We start from the raw sequence: 25,369 nt of genomic DNA on the forward strand, positions 1-25,369 counted from the left end.
GATTGTCTTGAAAGTGATATCCATCGTTGGTGCGATGGAAAATTGGAGCGGGAAACGAGACTCGAACTCGCGACCCCGACCTTGGCAAGGTCGTGCTCTACCAACTGAGCTATTCCCGCCTGACTGCCGTGTGCCAGTTGCCTGACAACGAGGCGCATTATACGTACCCCGAGCCCGGGCACAACCCTTTTTTATGACTTTGCGCGCTTTTCCGGAGCGTTTGCTCAGGCTTTAAACGCCTTGCTCAAAATTCCCGCCACTCCCTGTGACCCGACGAGCGAATTTAAGATAAAGCCATTGAAATAGTTAGTCTTTAGTCAGAAACTCACTGCGCTTAGTAACTGGATTCTCAATTGAAAATCACACAATGAAATGGATCTTCAGGCCTCGTGGGCTCAGACCGCAGCTGATGCTGGCTTTCTTCATGTTGGGCCTGGTGCCCTTCCTGGTCGTCACCCTGTTTTTCCTCTACAGCCACGGCAAGGACCTCACCACCCAGACTTCCAACCATCTGGTCTCGGTGCGCAACATCAAGAAGAGCCAGCTGGAAGACTACTTCGGCAACCTCAAAGAGCAGATCATCAACTTCTCCCAGCAGGACTTTGCCGGCAACAGTATCGGTCGCTTCTACGGTTTCACCGGGGCCTTCGAAAAGCTCGGCACCACGCCTCAGGAGGCCCGCGCCCGCGCCCAGGCCCGCTATGTGCCCGGCTCCTGGGACAAGCTGCAACAGCCGGACAGCCAGGTGGAGATCGAGCCCTCCATCAGCGCCCTGATCCTGGCAGACGAGATGTATGGCCGGGTGCACCAGCGCTTTCACCGCGGCTACGCCGACATGGTGCGCAAGTCCAACTACAGCGACATCTTCCTGGTGGATCTCAACGGTGACGTTGTCTACTCGGTCACCAAGCACCCTAACTTCGCCACCAACCTGCTCTCCGGTCCCTATCAGGCCAGCGGCCTTGGCAACACCTTCGCCAAGATCAAGCGTCGCCTCGACGGCGGCCAGAAACCCCAGCAGATCTTCGAGTTCACCGACTTTGGCCGCAACGAGCTGACCGGCCAGGTCGTCGCCTATCTGGCCGCCCCCGTGATGCAATACGACTATGTGCGTGGCGTGGTGATCTTCGAGCTGCTGCCGGACAAACTCAACCAGATCATGGCGGAGCGGGAGGGGCTCGGCGAGACCGGCGAGACCATCCTCATAGGCCCGGACAAGCGGATGCGCGCCAACGCCTGGCTGGCCCCCGAATTCAGCGTGGAGAACAGCTTCAGCCCCAACTTCCGGCCGTTGCAGACGCCGCTCGTCATCAAGGCCCTCTCCGGCGAGCAGGGGGTCGGTCCCTTCCTCTCCTATCACGATGACGAGGTGCTGGCCGCCTACACCCAGGTCAAGGTGTTCGACACCGAGTGGGCCTTCATCGCCGAGGTCTCCACCAGCGAGGCCTATGCCCCCATACGCCAGCTGGAGACGCTGGTGATCCTGCTGGGGGCGGGCTCCCTGCTGCTGCTGATCCTGTTCTCGCGCTGGCTCTCCCACTCCATCACGGCGCCGCTGCGCTCCCTCACCGCCGCCGCCGAGCAGGTGGCTGATGGCGCCCTGGAGCACCCCATCACCATTCCCCGCACCGACGACGACATCGACCGGCTGGCCCAGGCATTCCGCCACATGCAGCGCTCGGTGAAAGACAAGATAGAGCTCATCGAACGCCAGACCCAGGAGCTGCAACAGCAGGTCAAGCTGACCCACAAGCAGAACCTCAGCCTGCAGCAGGCGGACAAACTCAAGGATGAGCTCTTGGCCAACACCTCCCATGAGCTACGCACCCCCATCCACGGCATCAAGGGGATGGCGGAGTCCATGCTTGCCAGCCAGCAGGATCTCACCGAGGGGCAGCAGAAACAGCTCGGCCTCATCATCAAGAGCGCCGACGGCCTGGCCCGCCTGGTGGACGATCTGCTCGACTATCACCAGATGCGCTACGGCCAGCTGGAGATACACCCCCAGCCCGTTTCCTCCAAGGGGGTGATCCGGCTGGTGCTGGATCTCTGCCAGCACCTGGTGCAGGCCAAGCCCCTCACCCTGGTGGACATAAGCCCGGCAGAGCTGCCACCGGTGCTGGCGGACGAGCAGCGCCTCGAACAGGTGCTCTACAACCTGGTGGGCAACGCCATCAAGTACACGCCCCAGGGCAAGGTGGTGCTGAGCGCCCTGGTGGAGGGCAACTTCCTGCGCATCAGGGTGACAGACACCGGCATCGGCATCGCCAAGGACCATCTGGAGCACATCTTCGAACCCCTGGTGCAGATGAGCCCGGAAGTGAGCAAGCAGGGGGCCGGGCTCGGGCTTTCCATCACCCGCCAACTGGTGCACCTGATGGGGGGTGAGCTCTTCGTGGAGAGCGAGCCGAGCGTCGGCTCCACCTTCGCCTTCACCCTGCCGCTCGCCAGCGGCAAGGCGGGCAGCCTGACCCTCGACAGCCGCCAGATAGAGCATCAGCTGGTGCGCCAGCAGCCCCTCATACTGCCGGACTGGGAGAGCGACGATCTGCCCCCGCCCCCACCAGACGCCCCCCTCATCCTGGTGGTGGATGACGAGCCCATCAACCTGCACATCCTCCGCCACCTGCTGCAGCCCTGCGGCTATCGCATACTGCCGAGCAGCGACGGCCACGACGCCCTGGCCAAGCTGGCCCAGGAGCCGGTGGATCTCATACTGCTGGATGTGATGATGCCGACCCTGTCCGGCTTCGACGTCTGCCGCCGCCTGCGCCAGCAGCATCCCAAGGACAAGCTGCCGGTGCTGCTGCTCACCGCCCTCAACCAGCCCAAGGACATCGAAGAGGGCTTCAACGCCGGGGCCAACGACTATCTGGTGAAGCCCTTCTGCAAGGAGGAGCTGTTTGCCCGGGTCAGGGCCCTGCTGGAGGCCAGTGCCGGCCGCGCCTCCCTGGTGGAAAATCACCTGCTCAAGCAGGAGATAGAGCACCGCCTGCGCCTGCAGGCCCAGCTGCATCAGGATCAGGAGCGGCTGCTGGCGCTGCTCGGGGAAGGGGCCGATCCCATGGTCTTCATCGACGAGCAGGGGGTGGTGCTCTTTGCCTCCCGCGCCCTGGCCCGCTTGCTGGGCCAGGAGCCGGAAGCCATGGAAGGCTTGCCCCTCGACGAGTGGCTGGCGACCCCGCTGGCGAGCCAGTGGCCCGACATGGTGGCGCGGCCGGAGCAGGATCTGAGCTTCCTGGTGGCGGGCCAGAAGGATGGGCTCAATGCACGGGCCCTGCCCATCAGCCTGGGGGGTCAGCACGCCTTCGCCCTCACCCTCAGCACCGAGCAGCGCCAGGACGACAACAGGGTGATGGCGCTGGAGAACGCCCTCAAGAGCCTGTCGCGCCAGGCCATCATCGAAGATGGCCAACTGCTGGGTGAACTGAGCCGGCTGGGGGGGGAGTTTAGATCGCTCGCGGACAACCTCATTCGCCAGCAGGATGACGAGCCCCTGCGCCGGGCCCTGGTGGACACCATGCGCCTCACCCTCGACACCTGGCAGCAGAGCACCGGCAAGGGCAAGATAGTGCTGGCGGAGAAGAGCAAGCTGTGGCGCGTCTACATGGACAGATCCAGCCCCCAGACCCGCACCCTCGACAAATACCTGAGCCTGGACACCCTGCCCAAGGCGCCGCGCTGGAAGACGGTGGTGGCCAGCGCCGAATACGTGCTCAAGCAGTGCCCCCTGAGCGAGGTGCAGCAGCAGAGCCTGCACCAGAGTACCCAGCTGCTGCGCCAGCTCGCCAGCCGCAAGGGGTGAGCCCCGTCATCCAAGCAGCAGGGCTACTGCTGCAATTCGCGCTTCACCTGGGCGAATGACTTGGGCCAGGGATCCGCCTTCTGCAGGGCTGGCGACAGCGTGCGAATGGCCGCCTGGGCCTGGCTCATGCCGGCATACTCCCCCTTCAGCACCACGAACCAGGGGCTGCCGTTGAACCGGGTCTGATAGACCCACACCTGGCCAGCGAGCCGGTTGGCGAGCACAAACTGCTCTATGGCCGCCAGGCTGCGGGACCCCATCAGTTGAACGCTGAGGTGGTTGCCGTTCTTCTGTTGCAGGACCCTGGCTGGCGTCAGGCTCACCTTGCCGGGCGCAGTGGCTTGCGCCTTGGCCGCAGGCTTTATCTCGGGCTTGCTCTCGGACGTGGGCGCCGGTTTGGCAGCGGGCTTGGGCCCAGGCTCGGAGGGGACGGGATCCTTGGCCGCAGGCTGAAGAGCGGCTGGGGGGAGGCTCGCCGGTATCCCCATGGGCGGCTGATGGGCCACCTGTTCTTGCGCCGCTATCTCTTGCGGCGCTGTAAAGACGGCCGCGCTCGGCTCGCCCATCATGGGGGTGACTGTCACCCCGGCTGTCATCCCCTCCCCTTTCTCTCCATCAGCCCCGGCCGTCAGCGCAGGCAGGGGGAAGCTCGCCTCATCCCCTTGGCGGGCGGTTGCTGCGGCGCCGCTCGTCCGGGATTGGAGCGAAGAGGCTTCTGCTGGCGCGGGGGACGTCTCGGGCGCGCTCTGTCGAGCAGGGCTCACATAGCTCAACATCAGCATGCAGAGGGCGCCGGCCGCCAGACCTATCCCTATCTGGCGAATGAGAGAGGCGGAGTTGCACTTGGGCAGATGGCATTCGGTCATATGTCCTCCTGGACGGCATGAGAATGGGGGGCCGCCGGTGCGGCAGAAAGAGATCATGGACCGGCATGGGGACGGCCGCGCGGCGCGGCAGAAAAGGGGCGTCGTCCGTGAGAGCAAGCCCGAGTCAGGATGTCACCCCATGCCGCCGTCCCTCAGCGTCTTGGCGGGCTTGAAGAGAAACGGGCAGGGCTCAACCTGCTGCCACCTCGCTTGCCATTCGTTGCCTCCCATCGACGCCGAGCACCATACCGGGGTAGCGCTGAACTTGGCCTGAATCCTGCGCCTATCCAGGAGCCTTGCCCCTGACCAGGAGTTTGTTTCCTCTGGTATTTGTCCAAAAACGCCCTGATGGGCGATGTCGCCATCAGCGCCCGTGCCCGAGTCCATCCTGCGAGCAGGGTTGAGGCATCATGGCGTTCACCCTGTCGGCGCCATATGCCAAGGCATCTGGCTTCTCTCCTCACAGTTTCAGCGTGTCGATGAGGGCTCTCAAGGCGGGCGACACGTTGCGATGGGGGTAGTAAAGATAGAGGCCATCCAGGCGGTGGCTGAACCGCTGCAACACCCGGATCAGGGTTCCGCGCACCAGTTCATCGGCGACCAGCTCCTCAGGGACATAGGCCAATCCCAACCCCATTCTTGCTGCCGCCGCTTCCATGTAGCTGTCGGAGAAGACCCACTGTCCCTGGGGCCTATGCTTGACCAGTTTGCCCTCCTGCCACAGCTCCCACTGATAGAGGCTGCCATCGGCAAACTGATAGGCAATGCAGGGATGCACCGCCAGCTCGGCCAGTGTCTGCGGAAAGCCGTATTGCAGAAAATGATCCGGCGTCGCCACCATCACCATCTCCATATCAGGGGTAATGCGCACGGCCACCATCCCCTCGCCCACCTCGCCGCCCAGTCGCACACCGGCATCGAAGCGCTCGTCGATGATGTTCACGAAGCGGCTTTCGCTGATGAGCTCCAGTCGAATGTCAGGATAACGCTGTCTGAAGATGGCCAGCTTGGGCAACAGCACCTTGTCGATGGCGTGCTGACTGGCGTTGATCCTCACAGTGCCGGAAGGGATGTCGCGAAAATGGGCTAGGGTGGCGAGCCCCGCATCCAGGGACTGAAAGCCGCTTTGTGCCGTGCGGTATAACTGCTCGCCAGCCTGGGTCAGCGACAGGCTGCGGGTGGTGCGCACCAGCAGTTGCACCCCGAGCCTGGCCTCGAGATCCCGGATGGTACGACTGATCCCGGACTGGGCCAGCCCCAGCCTGGCAGCCGCCCGGGTAAAGCTGCCTTCCCGGGCAACCAGCATGAAGACGTGGAGATCGTTGTAATTCTCGCGGCTTGTCATCTTGTTCCACCCACATTTTTCAGCCAGCCAGAGTTTGTTCAACGTCCATTGGACGCCCTGATTAAGAACACAAGCGCATCAATGTTATCAAAAAACCCGATCTAATCATCATCAATAGTTCTAACTAGAATGCAGCTCATGGTTCACAACACCATCAAACCACCCTCAGGACCACGAATCAGAAATCCGATTTCAAGGAGCTTTACCATGAATGTTATCCCCAAGAAGCTGACCGCTATCGCGTCTGCCCTGCTGCTGGGCGCCGCATTGACCGGAGTCTCCACCATGAGCCATGCCCAAACTGCCAATCCCACTGAACCCGTCTCCATGGTGACCCAATGGGACAAGACCTTTGCCCAGAGCGACAAAGTCGAGCATCGCAAGGTGACCTTCAAGAACCGTTATGGCATCACCCTGGTCGCTGACCTCTATCTGCCGAAGAACCGGGGAAACGCCAAGCTGGCGGCCATTGCCCTGGGCGGCCCCTTTGGCGCGGTGAAGGAGCAGTCGAGCGGTCTCTATGCCCAAACCCTGGCCGAGCGCGGGTTCGTCACTCTGGCGTTTGACCCCTCCTACACCGGCGAAAGCGGCGGCCAACCGCGCGATGTGGCCTCACCCGACATCAACACCGAAGATTTCAGTGCCGCCGTCGATTTCCTTGGCCTGCAAGGGGAGGTGGACCGCTCTCGGATCGGTCTGCTGGGGATCTGCGGCTGGGGTGGTATGGCCCTCAATGCCGCCGCCGCCGATACTCGCGTCAAAGCCGTGGCGACCAGCGTGATGTATGACATGAGTCGAGCCATGGGACATGGGGTGGGCGATGGCAAGGATCGTTACACCACGGCCGATCGCCGCGCCATATTGAAACACCTGAACGAACAACGCTGGCAAGACGCAGAAAGTGGCTCTTTTGCCCATAGCAATCACGATCTCTATGTCGACCAGAAGGGTAAGGTCACGGCAGCCAGCCGGACCCTGCCAGAGGCACTGCCGGACAATCCGCATCCGGTACTCAAGGAGTTCTTCGATTACTACCGTGTCCCGCGCGGTTTCCATGCGCGTTCGGTGAACTCTAACGGTGCCTGGACCACCACCATGCCGCTGTCGTTTATGAACATGCCGCTGTTGAGCTATGCCAGCGAGATCACGATTCCTACGCTTGTCGTCACCGGCGAGAACGCCCACTCGCGCTACTTTGCCGAAGATGCCTTCAAGGCCGTGGGAAGTCAGCAAAAAGAACTGGTCGTGGTACCGGGCGCCAACCATGTGGATCTCTACGATAACGTGGCAGGCAAGATCCCCTTTGGTCAGTTTGAGCAGTTCTTCAAGACCAACCTGAAGTAAAGACCAAGCACGCGGCGGGCCATACCGCCGCGCGTTTTCCATCGGATGCGGTGTCACATGACGTGTCTGCTGCACGAAAGCTGATGTCGGGAGATCGGCAATGACCACTAAAACACGCACCATACTGCCGGCCTTGCTGTTGATCGCGGCGGCACTGGCCGCCTCGGCCATGCTCTTTATCGGGCAACCGCAGATGGGGGCCATCCCTTCAGGCGCACGCCTTGATGCCATCACCCGCTCACCCCATTACCGAGGCGGTGAATTTCAGAATCTAGAGCCCACACCTGTACTGACCGGTGACAGCAGTACCCTCTCGATCATCCTGTCGGGGTGGCTGAATCCTGCCAAAGATCTGACTCCCGCCGCCCCCCTCGCTGCCGTCAAGACCGACCTTCACCGTCTCGACCACCATGCGGATCTGGTGATCTGGCTCGGACACTCCTCCTATTACGTCCAGTTGGCGGGCAAACGCATCCTGATTGACCCCGTCTTTAGTGACAATGCCGCCCCCCTGCCCTATGCCAATGAAGCTTTTGCAGGCAGTAATCCGTATAGCGCCGGGGATTTTCCCGACATTGACTACCTGCTGATCAGCCACGATCACTGGGATCATCTCGACTACCCAACCCTGAAGGCACTGCTGCCTAGGGTCAAGGCGGTAGTCAGCGGACTCGGTGTCGGCGCTCATCTGGAGCGCTTTGGCTACCCACAGGCCCGCATCCATGAGGCGGATTGGAACAGCACCCTGCAACTGGATCCCGAACTGACCATCCATCTCTTGCCTGCACGTCATTACTCCGGGCGATTGTTTAAGAAGAACCAGACGCTCTGGGTCGCCTTCGCCCTTAAGAGTGCCCGGCAAACCCTGTTCTTCAGCGGTGACAGCGGCTACGGTCGCCACTTTGCCGATATCGGCCGGCGCCTGGGGCCAATCGACCTAGCCGTACTGGACATGGGGCAATACGACCCGCGCTGGCCACTGATCCACATGACACCGGAGGAAGCTGCCAAGGCAGCAGAGGATCTGCAAGCCCGTGCCCTGATGCCAGCTCATCTGGGCAAATTTGCCCTGGCCAACCACCCCTGGATGGCGCCGCTGGATCGGATCAGCCTTGCCAGCGACGGCAAGCCCTATCGTTTGCTGACACCACGAATCGGCCAACCCCTCGCCATGGCTAGCCTCCCCGACACCACGGCCTGGTGGCAGCAGGAGTTCGCTCAAAACGTCACCCTCAGCCTCAACGGACAAGACAACATGCGCATCAAGATGACCATCAATGGCCGCACGGCCGTGGCGACGCTCGACGATACGCCGAGCGCCCGGGACTTTTTCTCCCAGCTCCCCCTGACCCTGGCACTGGAGAAGTACGCGCAGACGGAGAAAATTGCCTACCTGCCGCGCAAGCTGACGACTCAGGCGGCGCCAGAGGGGATAGACCCGCAAGTCGGAGACATCGCTTACTACGCACCCTGGGGCAATCTGGCGATCTACTACCGGGACTTCGGTTACTCGAGCGGCCTCATCCGCCTGGGACGCCTTGCATCGGGTCTGGATGCCTTGACCGCCCAGCCTTCGGGCACCCTCACCATTGAAGCCGTCAAATGACGCACCTCCATCCTTCAATATCAGGTCGTAAAATGAAGACTCATCATGCCGCTGTCGAATCCCTCCCCGCAGTACAAGAACATTGGGGGGCCGTGGGGGCCATGTCCCTCTGCGTGGCTCTGCTGATCGCCGCCGAGTTTATGCCGGTCAGCCTGTTGACCCCGATCGCCCGCGATCTCGGTGCCAGCGATGGCCAGGCGGGCCTTGCCATCTCCATCTCGGGTCTCTTCGCCGTCATCGCCAGCCTGCTGGTCACCCGGGTCTGCGCCCACCATGAGCGTCGTCATGTGCTGATGGTATTGGCACTGGTGATGCTGCTCTCCCTCATCCTGATCGCGCTGAGCCCCAACTTTGCGCTGCTGATGCTGGCCCGGGCCCTGCTGGGCGTGGTGGTCGGTGGATTCTGGGCACTGGCCACCGCCACCATCATGAGGCTGGTGTCCCCCGACTCGGTGCCTAGAGCCCTCGGCCTCATGTACACCGGCAATGCCGTCGCCACCGCCTTTGCCGCTCCGCTCGGCAGTTATCTGGGTGGCATCATCGGCTGGCGGGGCGTGTTCTGGCTGCTTACACCGCTGGTGGTGCTGAACCTGCTGTGGATGGCCGTCAGCCTGCCCTCGATGCGAAGCAAGCACAGTGCTGATCCAGTTCTGGGGCTGCTCAAGCGACCCAATGTGGCGATGGCCATGCTCGGCGTCATGCTCACCTTTGCTGGCGCCTTCTGTGCGTTTACCTACTTCCGACCGTTTCTGGAGACACGTACCCAAACCAGCCTGCAGGAACTCTCCTCCCTGCTGCTGGCACTGGGAATGGCCGGATTCGTGGGCACCACTGTGGCCAGCGCCACCCTGCATCGTCACCTCTATCGGCTGCTGCGATGGCTGCCCCTGATGCTTGCACTCATCACCCTTGGCCTGCTCGCCATGCAGCACTCCTTCTGGGGCGTCGCGCTGATGCTGACCCTGTGGGGTGCCATCAATGCCGCCATTCCGGTTGCCTGGTCAGCCTGGATAGCCCGGGGGATCCACGATGCCCCCGAGAGTGGCGGCGGCCTCATCGTTGCCGCCATCCAGCTCTCCATCATGCTGGGGGCTGGCATAGGTGGCTGGCTGCTCGATCACTACACCATAGGCGCCACCTTGATTGGCAGCGCCGCCCTGTTGATGGTGGCCACGCTGGTGGTCGGCAGCGGCAAGCGGCTGCACCCCTCCCAGGTGAACGGATGAGGTTCCGATCCCGTGACTCAACCCGTTCAAGACGCCGTGCAGCCCCTGCGTTGCACAGAGATACCCCGGCAACTGTTGCCACCCCATCGGAGAGAACACCATGATTAAATCCGTCAACGCGTATGCGGCCGCCTCGGCCACGGCACCGCTGGCACTTCATCCCATCACTCGCCGACTGCCACGCCCCGATGATGTGGAGATCGACATTCTCTACTGCGGCGTCTGCCATTCGGATCTGCACACCGCCCGCAATGACTGGGGCTGGGCCCGCTATCCCATAGTGCCGGGCCATGAAATCATCGGCCGGGTGGTTGCCATCGGCAGCCAGGTCAGCAGATTCAAGGTTGGCGACCGGGTCGGGGTCGGCTGCATGGTGGACGCCTGCGGTCATTGCGAGGCGTGCGAAGAGGGTCATGAGCAACATTGCAGCGAGACAGCGACCTACACCTACGGCGCCCCCGACCGTATCGATGGCAGCCTGACCCAAGGCGGTTATTCCGAGAAGATCGTGGTCAAGGAGGGATTCGTCGTGCGCATTCCCGATAACCTCGCCTTGCAGGGGGCGACGCCGCTGCTGTGCGCCGGCATCACGACCTGGTCACCCCTGAAAAACGCCGACATCGGCCCCGGCAGCCGGGTCGCCGTCGTGGGACTCGGCGGTCTCGGCCATATGGCCATCAAGCTGGCCAAGGCGATGGGTGCCGAAGTGACGCTGTTTACCCGCTCGCCCGGCAAGGAAAAGGATGCCCATCGGCTCGGCGCTGACAGGGTCGTCATCTCGACCGATGCCGCCCAGATGGCTCAGGTTGCGGGTCACTTCCACCTCATCGTCGATACCGTGCCCTATGTGCACGATCTCAATGCCTACATTTCCACCCTGCGTTTCAAGGGGTCCCTGGTACTGGTGGGTTATCTCGGCCCGCTCGAACCGGCCCTGGACAGCATGCCCATGGTGATCGGCGGCAAGGCGGTAGCGGCCTCCATGATTGGTGGTATGGCTGCGACTCAGGAGATGCTCGATTTCTGCGGCCAACACGACATAGTGTCGGATGTGGAAGTGATTGCCATGCAAGATATCAACGATGCCTATGAACGGATGCTCAAAAGCGATGTGAAGTACCGCTTCGTCATCGACATGGCCTCCCTCAAGGTGGAAGCCTGACAATCCCGGGCGGCCGCTCAGGTCTTCGCACATGAGAAGAAGAGCGCACAGTCACACAGTGGCGATCGCCGTGAAGCCATGACCTGCACAGTCATGGCATCTCTGATATTCAAGGGGCCTGGAGCAGGTCCCCATTGCATGCCGATGCCCTGGAGCGCCGCAGTGCAACCGGTGTGATCGAATGCCTACAGCCGGGTCATGGTCGATGACTCGCTTTTTCAGCCGCCTTGCGGCTGTTTTTTTGCAGCTTGCCGATGGTAAAGGGGCTGCCCTCAGGTGAATGAGGAGTGCGCAGGCGATGAAGATATGTGGATTTCACAGAACCGAGTACGGCAGCAGGAGCCGGTATTGCCACGTCCTCACAGGTGTCATGCCCCAGACTCAATGCCATGCGCTCTGGTCGCGCGCCATAAACAGCACATAAACAAAAAACCCAACCTGTTTGACAGATTGGGTTTGATAAATGGCGGAGAGACAGGGATTCGAACCCTGGGTGGCATTGCTGCCACAATTGATTTCGAGTCAATCCCGTTCGGCCACTCCGGCATCTCTCCGCGGGCCCTCATATTGACCCAACCCGAGTCGGGAAATCAACGTAAATCTCGTTGCAGATCAGACGACTGGCTATTAAACCGTCAGTCTGTGCCGACTCCCCCTCCCCTTGCCAGGCCCAGGCCTGCTTGCCGACGTGCGGCGCCAAGGTGTCAGACATGGTCTCAGGGCCGACCACCCCGGCACCGATTCAGGCTTATCCGCCTTTCCCCGACAAACCGGGGGCTGAGGGCCGAAAATCCCCCTCAACCTGCCTCAATAGGGCCCGGGAGAAGGGTGGTCCGACGCTGGTAATCCCCGGTCGATTGGTTGACAATCTCCGCTCATTTTTGGGGAGGGAAGCGCTTCCCTCGAGAACTGCCGATAGGAAACACCATGCACAATACCCGTATCGTCTCACTGCTGCTGGCCGTTGCCAGCCTCTGGACCACGCCGGCCTGGTCGAAAACCTATCCGCTTCCGCCAGCGGACAGCCGTCTCATCGGTGAGCTGGAAGACTACATAGTCCAACCTGGCGATCATCTGGAGCTGGTTGGCAAACATACCCAGATTGGCTTTTTGGCGCTGCTCGAGGCAAATCCGGGGGTTGACCCCTATTTGCCCACACCCGGCACCCGGCTGACCCTGCCGACCCAGATGCTGCTGCCCGATGTGCCGCGGGAGGGCATCGTCATCAACCTGCCGGAGCTGCGCCTCTATTACTTCCCCAAGGACAAGGCGGAAGTAATGGTGCTACCCATCGGCATAGGTGACATAGGCCGCGAGACCCCTGAGATGACCACCACAGTCATCGCGAAGAATCCGAACCCGACCTGGGTACCCGGCCCCATGGTGCGCAAGTCCTGGCTGGAGCAAAAGGGCATAGACCTGCCGGCCGTGGTGCCCCCGGGCCCGGACAATCCCCTCGGCAAGTTCGCCATGCGCCTGGGCTATGGCAACAAGGACTACCTCATTCACGGCACCAACAAGGAGTTCGGGGTCGGTCTGCGGGTCAGCGCGGGCTGCATCCGGCTGCGCCCGGACGACATAGAGACCTTGTTCAGCCTGGTGCCTGTCGGTACCCGGGTACAGGTGATCAACCAGCCGGTCAAGACGGCGTTGGAGCCGGACGGTCGCCGCTGGCTGGAGGTGCACTCCCCCCTCTCCCGCACCGAGGAGGAGATGTCCGAGGGTGCCCCGCTGGTGCTCTCCCCCGAGGTCGAGCAGTTCATCGCGGCCCCCGAGATAGATGGCTCCCGGGTGACGGCCCTGCTCGACGACAAGAACGGGCTGCCCCGCCCCATCAGCGGCTAAGACTCTCCCGGAGATCACCATGACGAGATGCGGCCTTCCCCTGCTGGCGCTCCTGTTGACCCTGCTGCCGGGCTCAGCGGCGTTGGCGGACATACTGTGGATGCAGAACGGCGATCGCCTGACCGGCACCATAGAAGAGATCACGGACGATCAGATCCGCATCAAGCCATCCTATAGCAAGGCCCTGACCGTCCAGCGCCATGCCATCAAGCGCTGGCGCCTGGACAAACAGGAGAAACCCAAGCCGCTGACCAAGACGGGGATCCCCTTGCTGGACTCCCCTGACGAAGTGAATGCCTGGCTCCTGACCGGTACCAGCGACCTGAACATCAAGCTCAAGGAGAACACCAAGAAGACCAACAACGTCAACCTCAAGGTCTCCACCGAGCTGGCCAATCTGGACTGGCGTTACAGCCTGGATGGCGAATATATCTACGAGACGGCGAACAACATCACCGACAGCCACGAATACAAGCTCAAGCCCAAGCTCGACTTCTTCTTCGACGACCACTGGTTCCTGAGCTCCTCCATCGACATCGACTACAACCTGATCGAGGCCGGATACCTTGAAATAGACTATGCCTCCGGCCCCGGCTACCGCTTCTGGAATGACAAGCGACGCCGCCTGGAGCTGATCAGCCAGCTGGGTCTGGAGCGGGCCTACTTCACCCCTGATGTGTGGAGCAACTCGGATCTGTTCGACGAGCGGATCATCAACTACCCCTTCCTCAGCCTGGGATGGGATTATCGCCAGCCCCTCGAGCTGTGGCAGGAGAAGTTTGAACTCTTCAGCAAGGGGCGCTACGAGAAGTTCATCGATCAGCCCTCACCCTATCTGACCAGACAGCAGTCCATCAACGGCAGCCTGGGGCTCAGGTACTATTTCAACGATCACCTGCGCCTCTCCTGGTCGAGCGAGCTGGATTGGGACGACGCCTGGCTCGACTATCAGGACGCAAGGACCAGTCTGAGCGAGAAGGAGTGGCGCCATATCATCACCCTGGGCGCCAGCTTCTAGGAGTCCTGAAACGACACAGGCCCACCGAAGTGGGCCTGTGTGTATCGCCGTGAGGGACGTGCATCAGAAATAGATACGGGTGACCGACTCGATGACGCAGCCAGGGCGGCGGATCCCCTCGATCTCTATCTTGATCTCCTTGAGCAGCTCGATCCCGCCCTTGATGGGGGTCACTCTGGACAGCTTGGTACGGGCACGGATGTTGCTGTCCACCTTGATGGGGTATGGGAAGCGAACCTGCTCCAGACCGAAATTCACCACCATGCGGGCGCTCGGGAATTCCGGCGTCGCCTCGTCCACCGAGCCGGTGAGCTGGGGCAACAGGGCCAGGGTCAGGAAACCGTGGGCAATGGTGGTCTTGAACGGCGACTCGGCCGCCGCACGCTCGGGGTCGGTGTGGATCCACTGATGGTCCCCGGTCACCGCCGCGAACTGATCGATCAACCCCTGGTTTATCTGCAACCACTCACCCACATGGGTCTCTTCCCCGATCCGGGCCTGCAGCTCGGCGTAGAGGGTGGCGGCTTCGCCACTCAGCTCCACCGCATTCTCTTCGATCAGGGTCGGCTGGCTGTTGACCGCCTGAGCCTGGGATGCGCGCTGCTGCCGCACCAGCGACTGGTCGGCCTGCAGATCCAGCACCCGTCCCAGCAAAGGGTGAAGGTGTGCCTTTTGCTGAAACTCACGCCAGTAGTCACGGATCGCCGGAGAGAGCCAATCCTTGAGCTCAAAGGGGTGCTGCGCCAGGATTTCGCGCTTGTGCTTCAGAAAATCGACAACTTTCATGTACCGATCCCTATTCGATTCAAAGCCTGTAAAGAGGTCTAACCAGTCCCATTTTATGAAAGTTTCACAGGTAAGTACAAAAAAATCTCGGCGTACAACTGTACCGGGGATGAAAGTGGTCACTAACACGCAGGGAGAAACGGGCAGGCATAAAGAGGAAAAACGATTGCGGTGACGGCTCCTGGACGGAAACCGTCAAGGCAGGAAAAGGAGGCAGTCTGGGGTGTTTTTACTCTCAACCCCCCCTTTCCCTCAGCGGCCGGGGGCAGACCACCAGGCGATTCGGCTCGCCTCGTCCAGGAAGCTCCAGGCCAGGATCCGGCTCACCTTGTTGCCCTGCGCCATGTCGATCACCCTGACATCCTGCGCCCCCACCCGAGCCAGCGCCTTTCGTGCGGTAGGCAGATTCTCCTTTTTCGACACCAGCGAGCTGAACCAGAGGCACTGACCGGCAAACTCCTTGCTCTGCTCTATCATGCCGGCCAGAAACGCCGCCTCGCCACCCTCGCACCAGAGCTCCGCCTTTTGGCCGCCGAAGTTGAGCACGGGAGTCCCTGTCACCGCCTTGCCGAGGTTGCGCAGCTTGCGCTCAGTCCCCTTGCTCGCCTCCGCCAGAGAGGCGTGGAACGGCGGGTTGCACAGGGTCAGGGCGAAGCGCTCCTTCGGCCCCAGGATGCCGCGAAAGATCTGTTTGGGGTTGTCCTGATGGCGGCACACTATCTGGCTGCCCAGACCATTGCTCGCCGCCAGCAGGGTCGCCGCCTTGACCGACACGGGGTCGATGTCCGACCCCACGAAGCGCCAACCGTACTCACGGGCCCCCAGCAGGGGATAGATGCAGTTTGCCCCGACGCCTATGTCCAACACCCGCACCCCCTTGCCCCTTGGTACTTCCCCCGCACTCTCGGCCAGCAGATCCGCCACCCGATGCAGGTAATCGACCCTGCCCGGAATGGGAGGACAGAGGTAGCCCGGCGGCAGATCCCAGTGCTGGATGCCGTAGTGCAACGCCAGCAGGGCCCGGTTGAGCGCCTTGACGGCGGCCGGAACGGCGAAATCCAGGGTCCGGGTGCCATGCTCGTTGACGAACACGAAGGGCAGCAGCTCGGGGGTACGCTGACAGAGGGCGTCAAAATCGTAAGGGGTCTGGTGGCGATTGCGCGGGTGCAATCCGGATTTATGCTGGGTCTTCATGCTGGGCCTGCCGAGGATCGAGGGGGCCACACTATAGAGAGTCGGCCAGGGAAAGTCTAAACGAGGACCATAAAAAACCGGGCTTCGTGGAGCCCGGTTCAAGTGAGGTTGGAAAAACAGTCCGTACTGCGAGCCGTTTGTCCAGCCTGACTCAGATCTCGATACGGCGTGCCTGCCAGAACTTGCTGCGCCAATAGGAGTTGTCTAGCTTGGAGCGGGTCACCCCGGCGCGGGTGGAGGCGTGGATGAACTCACCGTTGCCGACATAGATGCCCACATGATTGAGGCGGCGGTTGATCTTGAAGAAGACCAGATCCCCTTCTACCAGATCCTGCTTGGAAACGCGGGTGCCTTCATGAACCTGGGAGCGGGTATCGCGGGGCAATTCGATGCCGACGGCATTGCGGAACACTTCACGGGCGAAGGCGGAGCAATCTATGCCTCGCTGGCTGCTGCCCCCCATGCGGTAAGGGACGCCACGCCACTCTTTGTATACGGTCAGGATTTCGTTGACATCTGGGGTGGGTGAAACTTCAGGTTCAATCACGGGTTCCATCATGGAAACCTCGATCTTGCTCGCGACCTCGGTCTGGGGTGCAGAAGCACAACCCACCATTCCGAGCGCGACCAGCAGTAGCATCAGGTGGCGCAATCCTTTATCCCCGCAAATAGAGTGAAACTTGTTAAAATGCAGCCCGACAGGGCAATTTATAAGGCAACAGCACCCGACTATATCCAAGAATTCTATCGAGGCAAGCGAAAATCCCTATCGACCTCACATTTTTGCAAGGAAATGCACTGTTTTGCATGATTAATGTGATCATGGCCAAACAATATACAATCGCAAAAGTAGCGGTTTTGCCCTGTCAAAACGGATCGTTATCGCTGTTTCGACCTCATTTTAAAGTGAAATATTATGCTCTATGCGGATCTCTATTTGTTAAAACCGGCGCTCATCGACGCCGAGCAGTTGATCAGGCTGCAATCAGAGCTCTCGCCGGACGAATATCGCCATTGGCATGAGATCCGCCAGCCTGGCCGCCAGCGAGAGTACCTGCTCGGCCGGATACTGCTGCGCCGCCTGCTGGCCGAGCGGCTTGGCTGTCCGCCCGATACGCTGGTGTTTCGCACCAGCGAGCACGGCAAACCCACCCTGGTCAGCCATGACTGGCAGTTCAATCTCAGTCACAGCGGGGACTGGCTGGTGCTCGCCCTCTGCCAGCAAGGCCCCCTCGGCGTGGATGTCGAGATGGGCTTGCGCCAGCGCCCCGTCCTGCCATTGGCCCAGCGTTTCTATGCCCCTGACGAATATCAGTGGCTGCTTGCCCTGCCATCCCGGGAGCAGGCCTCGGCCTTCTATCGGCTCTGGTCACGCAAGGAGGCGGTGCTGAAAGCCCAGGGGGCCGGCATTGCCGCCGGGCTCGACAAGGTGCGTTTTGTGCCAGAAGAGGGGTGGCGGCTGGACAACCGGCTCGATACCCGGAGCTATCAGGTGCTGGACTGGCGTTTTGGCAGCGGTTGGCTGAGCCTCGCCGCTCCGACTCGCCAGATCAATGGCTACCTGCTGGACGAGCGCTTGAAATCCACGCCCCTGGACCCCATGTTGATCCACACCATTTTCCGAGAGTCAGCCTCATGATCGTCGACATCAATCCCCAGAACTTCCACGCCGAACTGATCGATGCGTCCATGAAAAAGCCGGTCGTCATCTATTTCCACGCCCCGCAGATGCCAGAATGCCAGGGCATGACCCCGCTGGTGGAGACCCTGGTCGGCCCGGCCAATCCCGCAGTCACCCTGGCCAAGGTCGACATGAACGATCCCCAGCTGCAACCCCTGGCCAGCCAGCTGGGTCTGCGCGCGCTGCCCGCACTGGTGCTGTTCCATCAGGGGCGCCCGGACGAGCAGGCCATCCTGGAAGGCCCGCAAGATGAGGCCACATTGCGCCAGTACTTCGCCGCCTTCGCCCCCAAGGAAGAGGAGCTGCTGCTCGAGCAGGGTCAGCAAGCCCTGACTGAGGGTCAGGCAGATGTGGCCCATGCCCATCTCACCCAGGCCCACCGACTGGCCCCCGAGCGTCACGACATCAGTCTCTGGCTGGTGCAGGCGGCGCTGGATCTGGCTCTGCTGGATGAGGCGCAGGCGCTGCTCGCAACCATCCCCATGGTGGCGCAGGATGATCACTATCAGACCCTGAGTTCCCGTCTGGCCCTGGCGCTGCAAGCCAGTGACAGCCCGGAGCTGCGCGCCCTGGAGCAGCGTCACGCCGAGACACCGGACGACGACGCCCTCAGCCAGGAGCTGGCGGTGCAGTACAGTCAGGTTGGCCGTCAGGAAGAAGCGCTGGCGTTGCTGTTCAGCATTCTCAAGCGCGACATGGCGTTTGGCGATGCCAAGAAGATCTATCTCGATATCCTGACCACAATGGGGGCACACCCGGCTGCGCAGAGTTATCGTCGCAAGCTCTATAGCCTGCTTTATTGATCGATGAAGATATCAGGGGATGCCGAGCAATCGGCATTGCCTTGTTCAGGCAGGCAGTGCAGTAATAAGGGAAATGACGAATTTCAGGCAAAAAAAAATGGCGCATTAAAATGCGCCATTTTTTCGCATGGATTACTTCTTGTAGGAAGTAGCCATGTTGTCGATGCGCTGGTTAGCACGAGCTGCTTCTTGGTTAGCAGTTGCGATATCAGCAGCCATCTTGGATTGATCAGCACGAACTGCGCTAACATCTTGAGCCAGTTGGTCAACTTTGTTAGACAGATTCTGAACGGAAGTTTCCAGTTCGCTGGTGTTTGCACAACCGCCCAGCAGGGCAGACAGACCAACAACACCTACCAACAACATTTTCTTCATTTTTAAAGCTCCCTTTAACTCGCCAGACGTTTAGCAAGCGGCGTGATTATGGCACAAATAAATACGAGTTTGGATAGGCCCCATCACAGATAAATGCATTAAAACCCTCATTTTTTTTTAAACGCACACTTTCTGTGCAAATCTAAGTCAAAAACGAGTGCTCTGGATGAGGTTCGCACCAAGCGTAACCAAAAAATGCCCTTATTACAATTTCGTATGAAGCTTAAGCCGAACGTTCAGACAGCATTTGACGATATTGCACCAGATCTTCGATGGTCAGCACCGGCATCCAGTGCTGGCGACCAAAGGCCACCAGATCCGGCAACCTGGCCATGGAACCATCGGCCTTGGTCAGCTCGCACAACACCCCGTAAGGCTTGAGGCCGGCCAGCTGCATCAGATCGACAGTGGCTTCGGTATGGCCACGCCGGGTCAGCACGCCGCCGGTGCGGGCACGCAGCGGGAAGACATGGCCTGGGCGATGCAGATCCGATGGCCGGGCGCCGTCGGCGATGGCGGCCTGGATGGTGGTGATGCGGTCGGCGGCGGAGACACCCGTGGTGACGCCCTGGGCCGCTTCTATGGTCACGGTGAAGGCGGTCTGATAATGGCTGGAGTTGGCCTCCACCATCATGGGCAGCTCGAGCTGGCGTACCCGCTCGTCGGTCAGGCAGAGGCAGACGATGCCGGAGCACTCGCGGATCATCATGGCCATCTGTTCGTTGGTCATGGATTCTGCGGCGAAGATGAGGTCGCCCTCGTTCTCCCGATCTTCATCATCGGCCACCAGCACGCCACGGCCGGCACGCAATGCGGCCAGCGCGGCTTCGACGCGGGCAATGGGATCACCAAATTCACTGAGTAGAGACTGATTCATGGTAAGACTCCTAAACAAGACAAGGACCAGAATCAGGGCATGGAAAGGCAGACAGAGATAGGTATGCAGCAGCCGGCCCGCGGGAGCCATGACTGCAATATCTGTCTTATCCTCTTTCATCCGGACTGTGACCGTCGGCTCCGGCATCTCACCGGATCTGCTGACCCCGACCCAGGTTCCAAACCAAGGTCGGGCGCTCGCGGGCTCCCCGAGTCAGATCGGGATACCGCCGGTGGGGAATTTCACCCCGCCCTGAGAATAAGCGCAGACAGCCTAAAGAAAAAAAACGCAGGATACCAGCCCAAAACCCATCAAAGATGAATAGGATGCCGCGCACCGCCGCCCGCTGGCGACTTGCTACTCAGCTGCACGGCGCGCTGTCCTTTCTGATTTTGTTTATGGCATAGTGCCAGCAAAAACGTGCAGCCCGCGCAGACTCGGGCGCCAACACCACAAACGGAATCATGACAGAGATGGAAAAGAAAATACTGCTGACCGATTGCCCCGACGCCAAGGGGCTGATCGCCAAGATCACCAACATCTGCTACAAGCACCAGCTCAACATCAACAAGAACGACGAGTTCGTGGATCACGAAAACGGCCGCTTCTTCATGCGTACCGAGCTGGAGGGTCGCTTCAATGACGAGACCCTGCTGGCGGATCTCGACGACGCCCTGCCGGCGGGCGCCCAGCGCCGGCTGGTCAAGGCGGGCAAGAAGCGCATCGTCATCCTGGTCACCAAGGAGACTCACTGCCTCGGCGACATCCTGATGAAGAACTACGCCGGTGCGCTGGACATGGACATAGTGGCGGTGATCGGCAACTACGACACGCTCGCAGAATTGACGGGCAAGTTCGACATCCCCTTCCATGCCGTGAGCCATGAAGATCTCAGCCGCACCGAGCACGAAGAGCAGGTACGCGCCCTCATCGACGGCTACCAGCCGGATTACGTGATCCTGGCCAAGTACATGCGGGTGCTGACCCCGAGCTTCGTGGAGGCCTATCCGCGCAAGCTCATCAACATCCATCACTCCTTCCTGCCCGCCTTCATCGGTGCCCGCCCCTATCGTCAGGCCTTCGATCGCGGGGTCAAGCTGATCGGTGCCACCGCCCACTTCGTCACCGACGACTTGGATGAAGGCCCCATCATAGAGCAGGACGTGATCCACGTGGGCCATGCCTTCAGCGCCGACGACATGGCCAAGGCGGGACGGGATGTGGAGAAATCCGTGCTGAGCCGTGCCCTGGAGCTGGTGCTGAACGAGCGGGTCTTCGTCTACGGCAACAAGACTGTGGTGTTCAAGTAACCCTGTCCGTCGTTCGACGCCCAGCAAAAAGGCTCCCGAGGGAGCCTTTTTCGTCTGGCTGCGCTTATTGAGGCAGGGGCAGACCGTTGATGGTGACCAGCCCCTTGTCGAGCTTGAGCTCTGCATTGAGGTGCGCCGGCTCCGCCTTCAGATAACCCAGGGCCGTGAACTGGGCCAGCATGGGCGCCAGCTGCGGCACCGCCTTGCCCAGCTGGTCCCCGAGGCTGGCATTGAGCAGCCCGGACAGAGCCTGCATCCCCTCCTCGCTTCCCATCAGCTGTGCCAGGGTCGTTGGCGCCAGCTTGGCCTCCCCTTTCAGGCTGACGGGCTCGCCGTTGAGCCGGGCGCTGAGATCGGTCAGCTCCAGCGTGGCGCCCCGTTGCAGCATCTTGTCCAGCGCCTGCTGGACAGCCGCCTCGTCCACCCGCTGGCTGCTGGCCTCCTGCAGGGTCTGATAGCCCTCCAGATCCAACCCCTTGAGCGCCAGATCCAGACTCCCCTGGGTCAGTGCCAGGCTGTCGCTCTCGTTCTCCAGATTGAGGGTCGCCACCTTCATCTGATAGCGGCTGGAGAGGGTCTGGGCATCATCCCCCGCCAGCTGGGTGTTGGTGCTGACCCCCTGCAACGAGAGCTTGACGCTCTCCGGCAGTTGCAAGGAGAGGGCGGACAGCGTCATCTCGCTGTTAGGAGATAGCCAGATGCCGCTGATCTCGGCCATGTCGGCACTGCCCTTGAGATCCGCCAGGGCCAGATCCATCTTGCTCTGCGCATCGTGAACCGTCATGCCCAGCCACTGGAAGACCACATGGCCATTGCCATCGAGATCCCCGCGATAATCCCCGCTCAGGGGCAGGAAGCTGAACTCGTTGAGCCCCTCCTTGACCTTGAAGTCGCTGGCCCAGAAACGGGAGCTGTTGCTCATGGTCCAGAGGCTGCTGGCCGACTCCAGGCCAAGCTGCCACTGCTGCATGCCGAGGGCGGTGAAGACCGGGGCCAGGGTCCCCGCCGAGGTGTCGAGCAGCATGTTGCTCTTGATATAGAGCGGCAGCAGGCGGCTGTTGACGCGCAGTTGCAGCTCTATGGGCTCGCTTCCCGCCATCTGGGGATCGAAACTCGCCAGCGTCTGGGGTGTCACCACCACCTTGAGCACCCCATCACGGGTGAACAGGTTCTCGCTGGTGGGTAACCAGGTGATCTCGACCCCGCTCTCCTGCTTGGCCCTCACGATCTGCTCCCCCAGGATGCGGTCGAAGGCATTGCCCGTGTACCAGCAGGCGCCCAGCCCACCCACCACCAATGCCGCTCCGGCAGCCATGGCCACTGTCTTTTTCATCTGCTCTCTTACTCCTGATTTTTCTATGGCGGGTGCATAGGCGCACTCTACGGGGAGTATGGGAACACAAGCAAGCCAGATCCCGGCTCATGGCCCATTCTCGACTGTCACAGCAAGGGGCTGAACAGGTAGAAGATGTTCTCCAGCAATTTTTTGTACCAGGGGCGGGCCCGCCACTGGGTCAGCGACATGGGGGTCGCCTCCAGCATGTAGCCCTGCACCAGCTGATTCATCTCGGCGACAAACACCGGGTTGTCGATAAGCAGGGTGATCTCGAAATTGAGCCAGAGGCTGCGTCTGTCGAGATTGACCGTGCCCACCAGGGCGAAGTCGTCGTCCACCAGCACGCTCTTGGTGTGCAGCAGACCGGCATCATAGCGGTAAATTTCGACCCCGGCCGCCAGCAGATCCTCCATGAAGGAGTTGCTCGCGTGGTTGGCCATCAGGGAGTCGTTGCGCGCCGGCAGCACCAGTTGCACCAGCACGCCTCGCGCCGCCGCCGAGGAGAGCGCCGCCGCCAGGGGGTCGTCCGGTACGAAATAGGGGGTGGTCAGCACCAGATGGTGGCGCGCCTGGTAGATAGCCAGCAGCAGGCTCTGCTGGATGCAGTCACCGCCGACGAAGGGGCCTGAGGGGATGAGTTGGGCCCGATAGTTGGTTTGCGGCCAGGCCTCGGGTTCGTGCTGCAGGCTGTCGAGCAGCCGCTCGCCGGTCTCCATCTCCCAGTCCCAGACGAAAGTGGACCACATCAGGGGCACCACTGGCCCCTGCACCCGGATCATGATGTCGACCCACTGGCCGACACCGGCATCCTGTTTGAAGAAGCGGGGATCCACCATGTTCATGGAGCCGGTGTAACCGACCCTGTCATCTATCACCACCAGCTTGCGGTGCATGCGCAAGTCCTGGCGCTGGAACGGGATGCGCCAGGCACCCACCGGCAGCACCTCCACCACCTTGACCCCTGCCGCGCGCAGCGACTTAGGCCAGCCGGAGCGGAAGAAGGTCTTGCTGCCGACGGAATCGAGCAACAAGCGACAATCCACGCCGCGCGCCGCCACCTCGACAAGGGCCTCGCACACCGCGTCCACGTCCCCGCCTGGATGCCAGATGTAGAACTCCAGGTAGCAGGACTGGGAGGAGCCGCGGATGTCGCGCACTATCTCCTGAATGATGGTGTCGGGCTTGTGCAGCAGCGTCATCCGGTTGCCCGAGAGCATGGGCATGGCCAGCCGCCCCTGGATCAGATCATGGAGCGGGCGCGCCTTGCTGCCCACCTCGCAGCAGTGCTGGGGGAAGAGGCGGGCGAGCTGGCGGATCCAGATGGCGTAAGGGCGGTACATGGCCTGGGCACGTTCGGCCCGCTTGCGGCCGAGCCGTATCTCCCCAAACAGCACATAGAAGCCGACCCCGGCAAACGGGATGGCATAGATGAGCGCCAGCCAGGCGAGGGATACCCCTATGGGGCGCCGCTTCATCACCACTCGCAGGGAGATCCCCGCCACTATCACGGTGTGAAACAACAGCAACAGCCAGCCGAGAAAGCGGGAGAACAGCAACTGAATGTCGTATTCCAGACCGTCGAGCAAGACGACTCCTTGGTGTAATGAACAAAGGGCATGGGCAGATCCCACAGGGCCACAATGGTATGCTGTGGGACAAACCCATTCTATCAGGTCGTTAGCATGATCCTGCAATCTATGCTGCTGAGTCTGGCCATGCTAGGTCAAGGCTCATATGACATCAATGAGCAACAGATAAACCAGTACCTGCAATCCCAGGTGCAAGTCGACAAACAGCTGGAGTTGCCCGGCATCATCAAGGCCCATGTCCAGCTCGAGCAGAGCGACGTCCAGATCGGCCGCCAGAGCCCGGATACCGCCAGGGTCTTTGGCAAGGGCAAGCTGAAGATCTCACTGCCGGACCAGACCCAGTACGACGCCCTGCTGAACATGACCTATGAGGCGAGGCCGCGCTACGACAAGGCCCAGAGCGCGCTCTTCCTCGACAACATGAAGCTGATTGACTACAAGCTGGAGCCCGCGGCGGCCGAGCAGAAGTTCGGTTTCATGCTGAGGATGCTGCTGCAGAGCATGGAGAAGCGGCTGGAGACCCAGCCCGTCTACAAGCTCGACGACAAGGATCCCAACCAGGCCTGGCTCAAGGAGAATCTGCTGGGGCTGGAGCTGTCACCGGGCAAGATCCGCCTGCTGACCAAGCCGAAGGATCAGTTGTAGACAGTGGCCGTCGCCTGACGCACCAGCAGCTCGATCTGATAACCCTGTTCGCGCTGCTGGTGATAGAGGGTATGAAGCGGTCCGTCGAGTTCATGAAGAGGAAGGTGGGCAAAGCCCGCCTTGAAGTAGAAGGGTTTTTCGAAGGGCAAGGCGTGGCAGATCACGGGCTTGTCCAGCAGATCGCTGCAGGCATGCTGCAGCAGCCGGGAGCCCAGCCCCAGTGACTGGTAGTGCGGCAACAACCGGAAACCGCACAGGTGGTAATAGTCCTGTTCGTCGCGCAGGCGCACGGCCCCCACCAGCCAATGGGCATCCCGTACCACGAAGATCCGTTCGGCCAGATCCGGCACATAGTGGGAAAACGTCGTCTCGTAATAGTCCCTGATCAGGGAAAGATCCGCATCACAGTACTCTTCGAATCTGAGCTCCATCGCCCGCCTGCTTCTCATACCCATTTCGCTCTGGCCACCTGGCCCTCTCTTGACCCATCAACCGGCCCCACGAAGAGATCAGACCAGAGTGGAGCAACAGCAAGATAACACGCCTTTAACTTACA

At 61.1% G+C, this 25,369-nt stretch carries 21 protein-coding genes, 2 tRNA genes and 1 riboswitch; of the genes, 11 read left to right on the forward strand and 12 right to left on the reverse strand.

What is annotated here, in order from left to right:
• Nucleotides 1-43: 43 nt before the first annotated feature.
• Nucleotides 44-119 (reverse strand) — tRNA-Gly (locus tag OC537_RS10415).
• Between the two features lie 248 nt (nucleotides 120-367).
• Here OC537_RS10415 and OC537_RS10420 point away from each other — a divergent pair.
• The gene (locus OC537_RS10420; protein ID WP_262110987.1) at nucleotides 368-3,805 is read left to right on the forward strand and encodes an ATP-binding protein; all 3,438 of its coding nucleotides are present in this window, start codon (nucleotides 368-370) and stop codon (nucleotides 3,803-3,805) included.
• 23 nt (nucleotides 3,806-3,828) lie between these two features.
• Here OC537_RS10420 and OC537_RS10425 read toward each other — a convergent pair whose 3' ends face one another.
• Nucleotides 3,829-4,671, reverse strand: a complete 843-nt coding sequence (locus OC537_RS10425) for an SPOR domain-containing protein (protein ID WP_262110988.1) — start codon at nucleotides 4,669-4,671, stop codon at nucleotides 3,829-3,831.
• Between the two features lie 460 nt (nucleotides 4,672-5,131).
• Nucleotides 5,132-6,016 (reverse strand): LysR family transcriptional regulator, encoded by an 885-nt coding sequence (locus OC537_RS10430; protein ID WP_262110989.1) that lies wholly within the window; start codon nucleotides 6,014-6,016, stop codon nucleotides 5,132-5,134.
• A gap of 207 nt (nucleotides 6,017-6,223) precedes the next feature.
• Between OC537_RS10430 and OC537_RS10435 the strand changes: the two genes are divergently transcribed.
• The 4 genes from OC537_RS10435 to OC537_RS10450 all read left to right on the forward strand — a co-directional run bounded on the left by OC537_RS10435 (nucleotide 6,224) and on the right by OC537_RS10450 (nucleotide 11,354).
• Nucleotides 6,224-7,360, forward strand: a complete 1,137-nt coding sequence (locus tag OC537_RS10435) for an alpha/beta hydrolase (protein ID WP_262110990.1) — start codon at nucleotides 6,224-6,226, stop codon at nucleotides 7,358-7,360.
• A gap of 100 nt (nucleotides 7,361-7,460) precedes the next feature.
• On the forward strand, nucleotides 7,461-8,966 hold the full coding sequence (locus OC537_RS10440) for a cyclophilin-like fold protein (protein WP_262110991.1): 1,506 nt from the start codon (nucleotides 7,461-7,463) through the stop codon (nucleotides 8,964-8,966).
• 32 nt (nucleotides 8,967-8,998) lie between these two features.
• The gene (locus OC537_RS10445) at nucleotides 8,999-10,192 is read left to right on the forward strand and encodes an MFS transporter (RefSeq protein ID WP_262110992.1); all 1,194 of its coding nucleotides are present in this window, start codon (nucleotides 8,999-9,001) and stop codon (nucleotides 10,190-10,192) included.
• 100 nt (nucleotides 10,193-10,292) lie between these two features.
• A complete protein-coding gene (locus OC537_RS10450; protein WP_262110993.1) occupies nucleotides 10,293-11,354 on the forward strand; it encodes an NAD(P)-dependent alcohol dehydrogenase in 1,062 nt (353 codons plus the stop codon).
• A 464-nt stretch (nucleotides 11,355-11,818) separates the two neighbouring features.
• Here OC537_RS10450 and OC537_RS10455 read toward each other — a convergent pair.
• Nucleotides 11,819-11,908: transfer RNA gene (locus OC537_RS10455), tRNA-Ser, on the reverse strand.
• Nucleotides 11,909-12,281: 373 nt separating this feature from the next.
• Here OC537_RS10455 and OC537_RS10460 point away from each other — a divergent pair.
• Both OC537_RS10460 and OC537_RS10465 read left to right on the forward strand, forming a co-directional pair.
• Nucleotides 12,282-13,199, forward strand: coding sequence for a L,D-transpeptidase family protein (locus tag OC537_RS10460; protein WP_106886166.1), 918 nt, complete (start codon nucleotides 12,282-12,284; stop codon nucleotides 13,197-13,199).
• A gap of 19 nt (nucleotides 13,200-13,218) precedes the next feature.
• Nucleotides 13,219-14,217: a DUF481 domain-containing protein gene (locus OC537_RS10465; RefSeq protein WP_262110994.1), complete on the forward strand. Its 999-nt coding sequence runs from the start codon at nucleotides 13,219-13,221 to the stop codon at nucleotides 14,215-14,217.
• A gap of 63 nt (nucleotides 14,218-14,280) precedes the next feature.
• Here the strand turns inward: OC537_RS10465 and OC537_RS10470 are convergent, their stop codons facing one another.
• The 3 genes from OC537_RS10470 to OC537_RS10480 form a co-directional block, all read right to left on the reverse strand.
• Nucleotides 14,281-15,003, reverse strand: a complete 723-nt coding sequence (locus tag OC537_RS10470) for a MaoC family dehydratase (protein ID WP_262110995.1) — start codon at nucleotides 15,001-15,003, stop codon at nucleotides 14,281-14,283.
• 252 nt (nucleotides 15,004-15,255) lie between these two features.
• Nucleotides 15,256-16,197, reverse strand: coding sequence for a 23S rRNA (adenine(1618)-N(6))-methyltransferase RlmF (rlmF, locus tag OC537_RS10475; RefSeq protein WP_262110996.1), 942 nt, complete (start codon nucleotides 16,195-16,197; stop codon nucleotides 15,256-15,258).
• A gap of 151 nt (nucleotides 16,198-16,348) precedes the next feature.
• Complete coding sequence (locus tag OC537_RS10480; RefSeq protein ID WP_025327795.1) at nucleotides 16,349-16,837, reverse strand: C40 family peptidase; 489 nt, start codon at nucleotides 16,835-16,837, stop codon at nucleotides 16,349-16,351.
• A gap of 276 nt (nucleotides 16,838-17,113) precedes the next feature.
• Between OC537_RS10480 and OC537_RS10485 the strand changes: the two genes are divergently transcribed.
• Nucleotides 17,114-17,836 (forward strand): 4'-phosphopantetheinyl transferase family protein, encoded by a 723-nt coding sequence (locus OC537_RS10485; RefSeq protein WP_111910004.1) that lies wholly within the window; start codon nucleotides 17,114-17,116, stop codon nucleotides 17,834-17,836.
• Nucleotides 17,833-18,681, forward strand: a complete 849-nt coding sequence (locus OC537_RS10490; RefSeq protein WP_262110997.1) for a tetratricopeptide repeat protein — start codon at nucleotides 17,833-17,835, stop codon at nucleotides 18,679-18,681. Before OC537_RS10485 ends, OC537_RS10490 begins: the two co-directional genes overlap by 4 nt.
• Nucleotides 18,682-18,813: 132 nt before the next feature.
• Here the strand turns inward: OC537_RS10490 and OC537_RS10495 are convergent, their stop codons facing one another.
• Complete coding sequence (locus OC537_RS10495; protein ID WP_025327798.1) at nucleotides 18,814-19,056, reverse strand: Lpp/OprI family alanine-zipper lipoprotein; 243 nt, start codon at nucleotides 19,054-19,056, stop codon at nucleotides 18,814-18,816.
• 223 nt (nucleotides 19,057-19,279) lie between these two features.
• Nucleotides 19,280-19,933 (reverse strand): 3,4-dihydroxy-2-butanone-4-phosphate synthase, encoded by a 654-nt coding sequence (gene ribB, locus OC537_RS10500; protein ID WP_262110998.1) that lies wholly within the window; start codon nucleotides 19,931-19,933, stop codon nucleotides 19,280-19,282.
• A 104-nt stretch (nucleotides 19,934-20,037) separates the two neighbouring features.
• Nucleotides 20,038-20,197, reverse strand: a riboswitch (FMN riboswitch).
• A gap of 209 nt (nucleotides 20,198-20,406) precedes the next feature.
• Between ribB and purU the strand changes: the two genes are divergently transcribed.
• Nucleotides 20,407-21,243: a formyltetrahydrofolate deformylase gene (purU, locus tag OC537_RS10505; protein ID WP_005326970.1), complete on the forward strand. Its 837-nt coding sequence runs from the start codon at nucleotides 20,407-20,409 to the stop codon at nucleotides 21,241-21,243.
• A 64-nt stretch (nucleotides 21,244-21,307) separates the two neighbouring features.
• Here purU and OC537_RS10510 read toward each other — a convergent pair whose 3' ends face one another.
• Both OC537_RS10510 and cls read right to left on the reverse strand, forming a co-directional pair.
• Nucleotides 21,308-22,576: a YdgA family protein gene (locus OC537_RS10510; protein WP_262110999.1), complete on the reverse strand. Its 1,269-nt coding sequence runs from the start codon at nucleotides 22,574-22,576 to the stop codon at nucleotides 21,308-21,310.
• A gap of 107 nt (nucleotides 22,577-22,683) precedes the next feature.
• On the reverse strand, nucleotides 22,684-24,165 hold the full coding sequence (gene cls, locus OC537_RS10515; protein WP_168235567.1) for a cardiolipin synthase: 1,482 nt from the start codon (nucleotides 24,163-24,165) through the stop codon (nucleotides 22,684-22,686).
• A gap of 96 nt (nucleotides 24,166-24,261) precedes the next feature.
• Between cls and OC537_RS10520 the strand changes: the two genes are divergently transcribed.
• Nucleotides 24,262-24,813: a DUF1439 domain-containing protein gene (locus OC537_RS10520; protein WP_161507403.1), complete on the forward strand. Its 552-nt coding sequence runs from the start codon at nucleotides 24,262-24,264 to the stop codon at nucleotides 24,811-24,813.
• On the opposite strand, the gene OC537_RS10525 is transcribed toward OC537_RS10520, so the two are convergent.
• Complete coding sequence (locus tag OC537_RS10525; RefSeq protein WP_410050471.1) at nucleotides 24,804-25,244, reverse strand: GNAT family N-acetyltransferase; 441 nt, start codon at nucleotides 25,242-25,244, stop codon at nucleotides 24,804-24,806. The genes OC537_RS10520 and OC537_RS10525 overlap by 10 nt on opposite strands.
• Nucleotides 25,245-25,369 lie beyond the last annotated feature (125 nt).

It is taken from the genome of Aeromonas sp. Marseille-Q5825 (assembly GCF_946892685.1).
Taxonomy (GTDB): Bacteria; Pseudomonadota; Gammaproteobacteria; order Enterobacterales; family Aeromonadaceae; genus Aeromonas; species Aeromonas rivipollensis.

Bases quoted from the DNA above. Each gene is read 5' to 3' on its own strand.
- OC537_RS10525 (WP_410050471.1), bottom strand. From the start codon at position 25,244: ATGGAGCTCAGATTCGAAGAGTACTGTGATGCGGATCTTTCCCTGATC.
- OC537_RS10485 (WP_111910004.1), top strand. From the start codon at position 17,114: ATGCTCTATGCGGATCTCTATTTGTTAAAACCGGCGCTCATCGACGCC.
- OC537_RS10440 (WP_262110991.1), top strand. From the start codon at position 7,461: ATGACCACTAAAACACGCACCATACTGCCGGCCTTGCTGTTGATCGCG.
- ribB (WP_262110998.1), bottom strand. From the start codon at position 19,933: ATGAATCAGTCTCTACTCAGTGAATTTGGTGATCCCATTGCCCGCGTC.
- OC537_RS10495 (WP_025327798.1), bottom strand. From the start codon at position 19,056: ATGAAGAAAATGTTGTTGGTAGGTGTTGTTGGTCTGTCTGCCCTGCTG.
- OC537_RS10480 (WP_025327795.1), bottom strand. From the start codon at position 16,837: ATGCTACTGCTGGTCGCGCTCGGAATGGTGGGTTGTGCTTCTGCACCC.
- OC537_RS10435 (WP_262110990.1), top strand. From the start codon at position 6,224: ATGAATGTTATCCCCAAGAAGCTGACCGCTATCGCGTCTGCCCTGCTG.
- OC537_RS10520 (WP_161507403.1), top strand. From the start codon at position 24,262: ATGATCCTGCAATCTATGCTGCTGAGTCTGGCCATGCTAGGTCAAGGC.
- rlmF (WP_262110996.1), bottom strand. From the start codon at position 16,197: ATGAAGACCCAGCATAAATCCGGATTGCACCCGCGCAATCGCCACCAG.
- OC537_RS10420 (WP_262110987.1), top strand. From the start codon at position 368: ATGAAATGGATCTTCAGGCCTCGTGGGCTCAGACCGCAGCTGATGCTG.
- OC537_RS10490 (WP_262110997.1), top strand. From the start codon at position 17,833: ATGATCGTCGACATCAATCCCCAGAACTTCCACGCCGAACTGATCGAT.
- OC537_RS10450 (WP_262110993.1), top strand. From the start codon at position 10,293: ATGATTAAATCCGTCAACGCGTATGCGGCCGCCTCGGCCACGGCACCG.
- OC537_RS10445 (WP_262110992.1), top strand. From the start codon at position 8,999: ATGAAGACTCATCATGCCGCTGTCGAATCCCTCCCCGCAGTACAAGAA.
- OC537_RS10465 (WP_262110994.1), top strand. From the start codon at position 13,219: ATGACGAGATGCGGCCTTCCCCTGCTGGCGCTCCTGTTGACCCTGCTG.
- purU (WP_005326970.1), top strand. From the start codon at position 20,407: ATGGAAAAGAAAATACTGCTGACCGATTGCCCCGACGCCAAGGGGCTG.
- OC537_RS10470 (WP_262110995.1), bottom strand. From the start codon at position 15,003: ATGAAAGTTGTCGATTTTCTGAAGCACAAGCGCGAAATCCTGGCGCAG.
- OC537_RS10425 (WP_262110988.1), bottom strand. From the start codon at position 4,671: ATGACCGAATGCCATCTGCCCAAGTGCAACTCCGCCTCTCTCATTCGC.
- OC537_RS10430 (WP_262110989.1), bottom strand. From the start codon at position 6,016: ATGACAAGCCGCGAGAATTACAACGATCTCCACGTCTTCATGCTGGTT.
- OC537_RS10510 (WP_262110999.1), bottom strand. From the start codon at position 22,576: ATGAAAAAGACAGTGGCCATGGCTGCCGGAGCGGCATTGGTGGTGGGT.
- OC537_RS10460 (WP_106886166.1), top strand. From the start codon at position 12,282: ATGCACAATACCCGTATCGTCTCACTGCTGCTGGCCGTTGCCAGCCTC.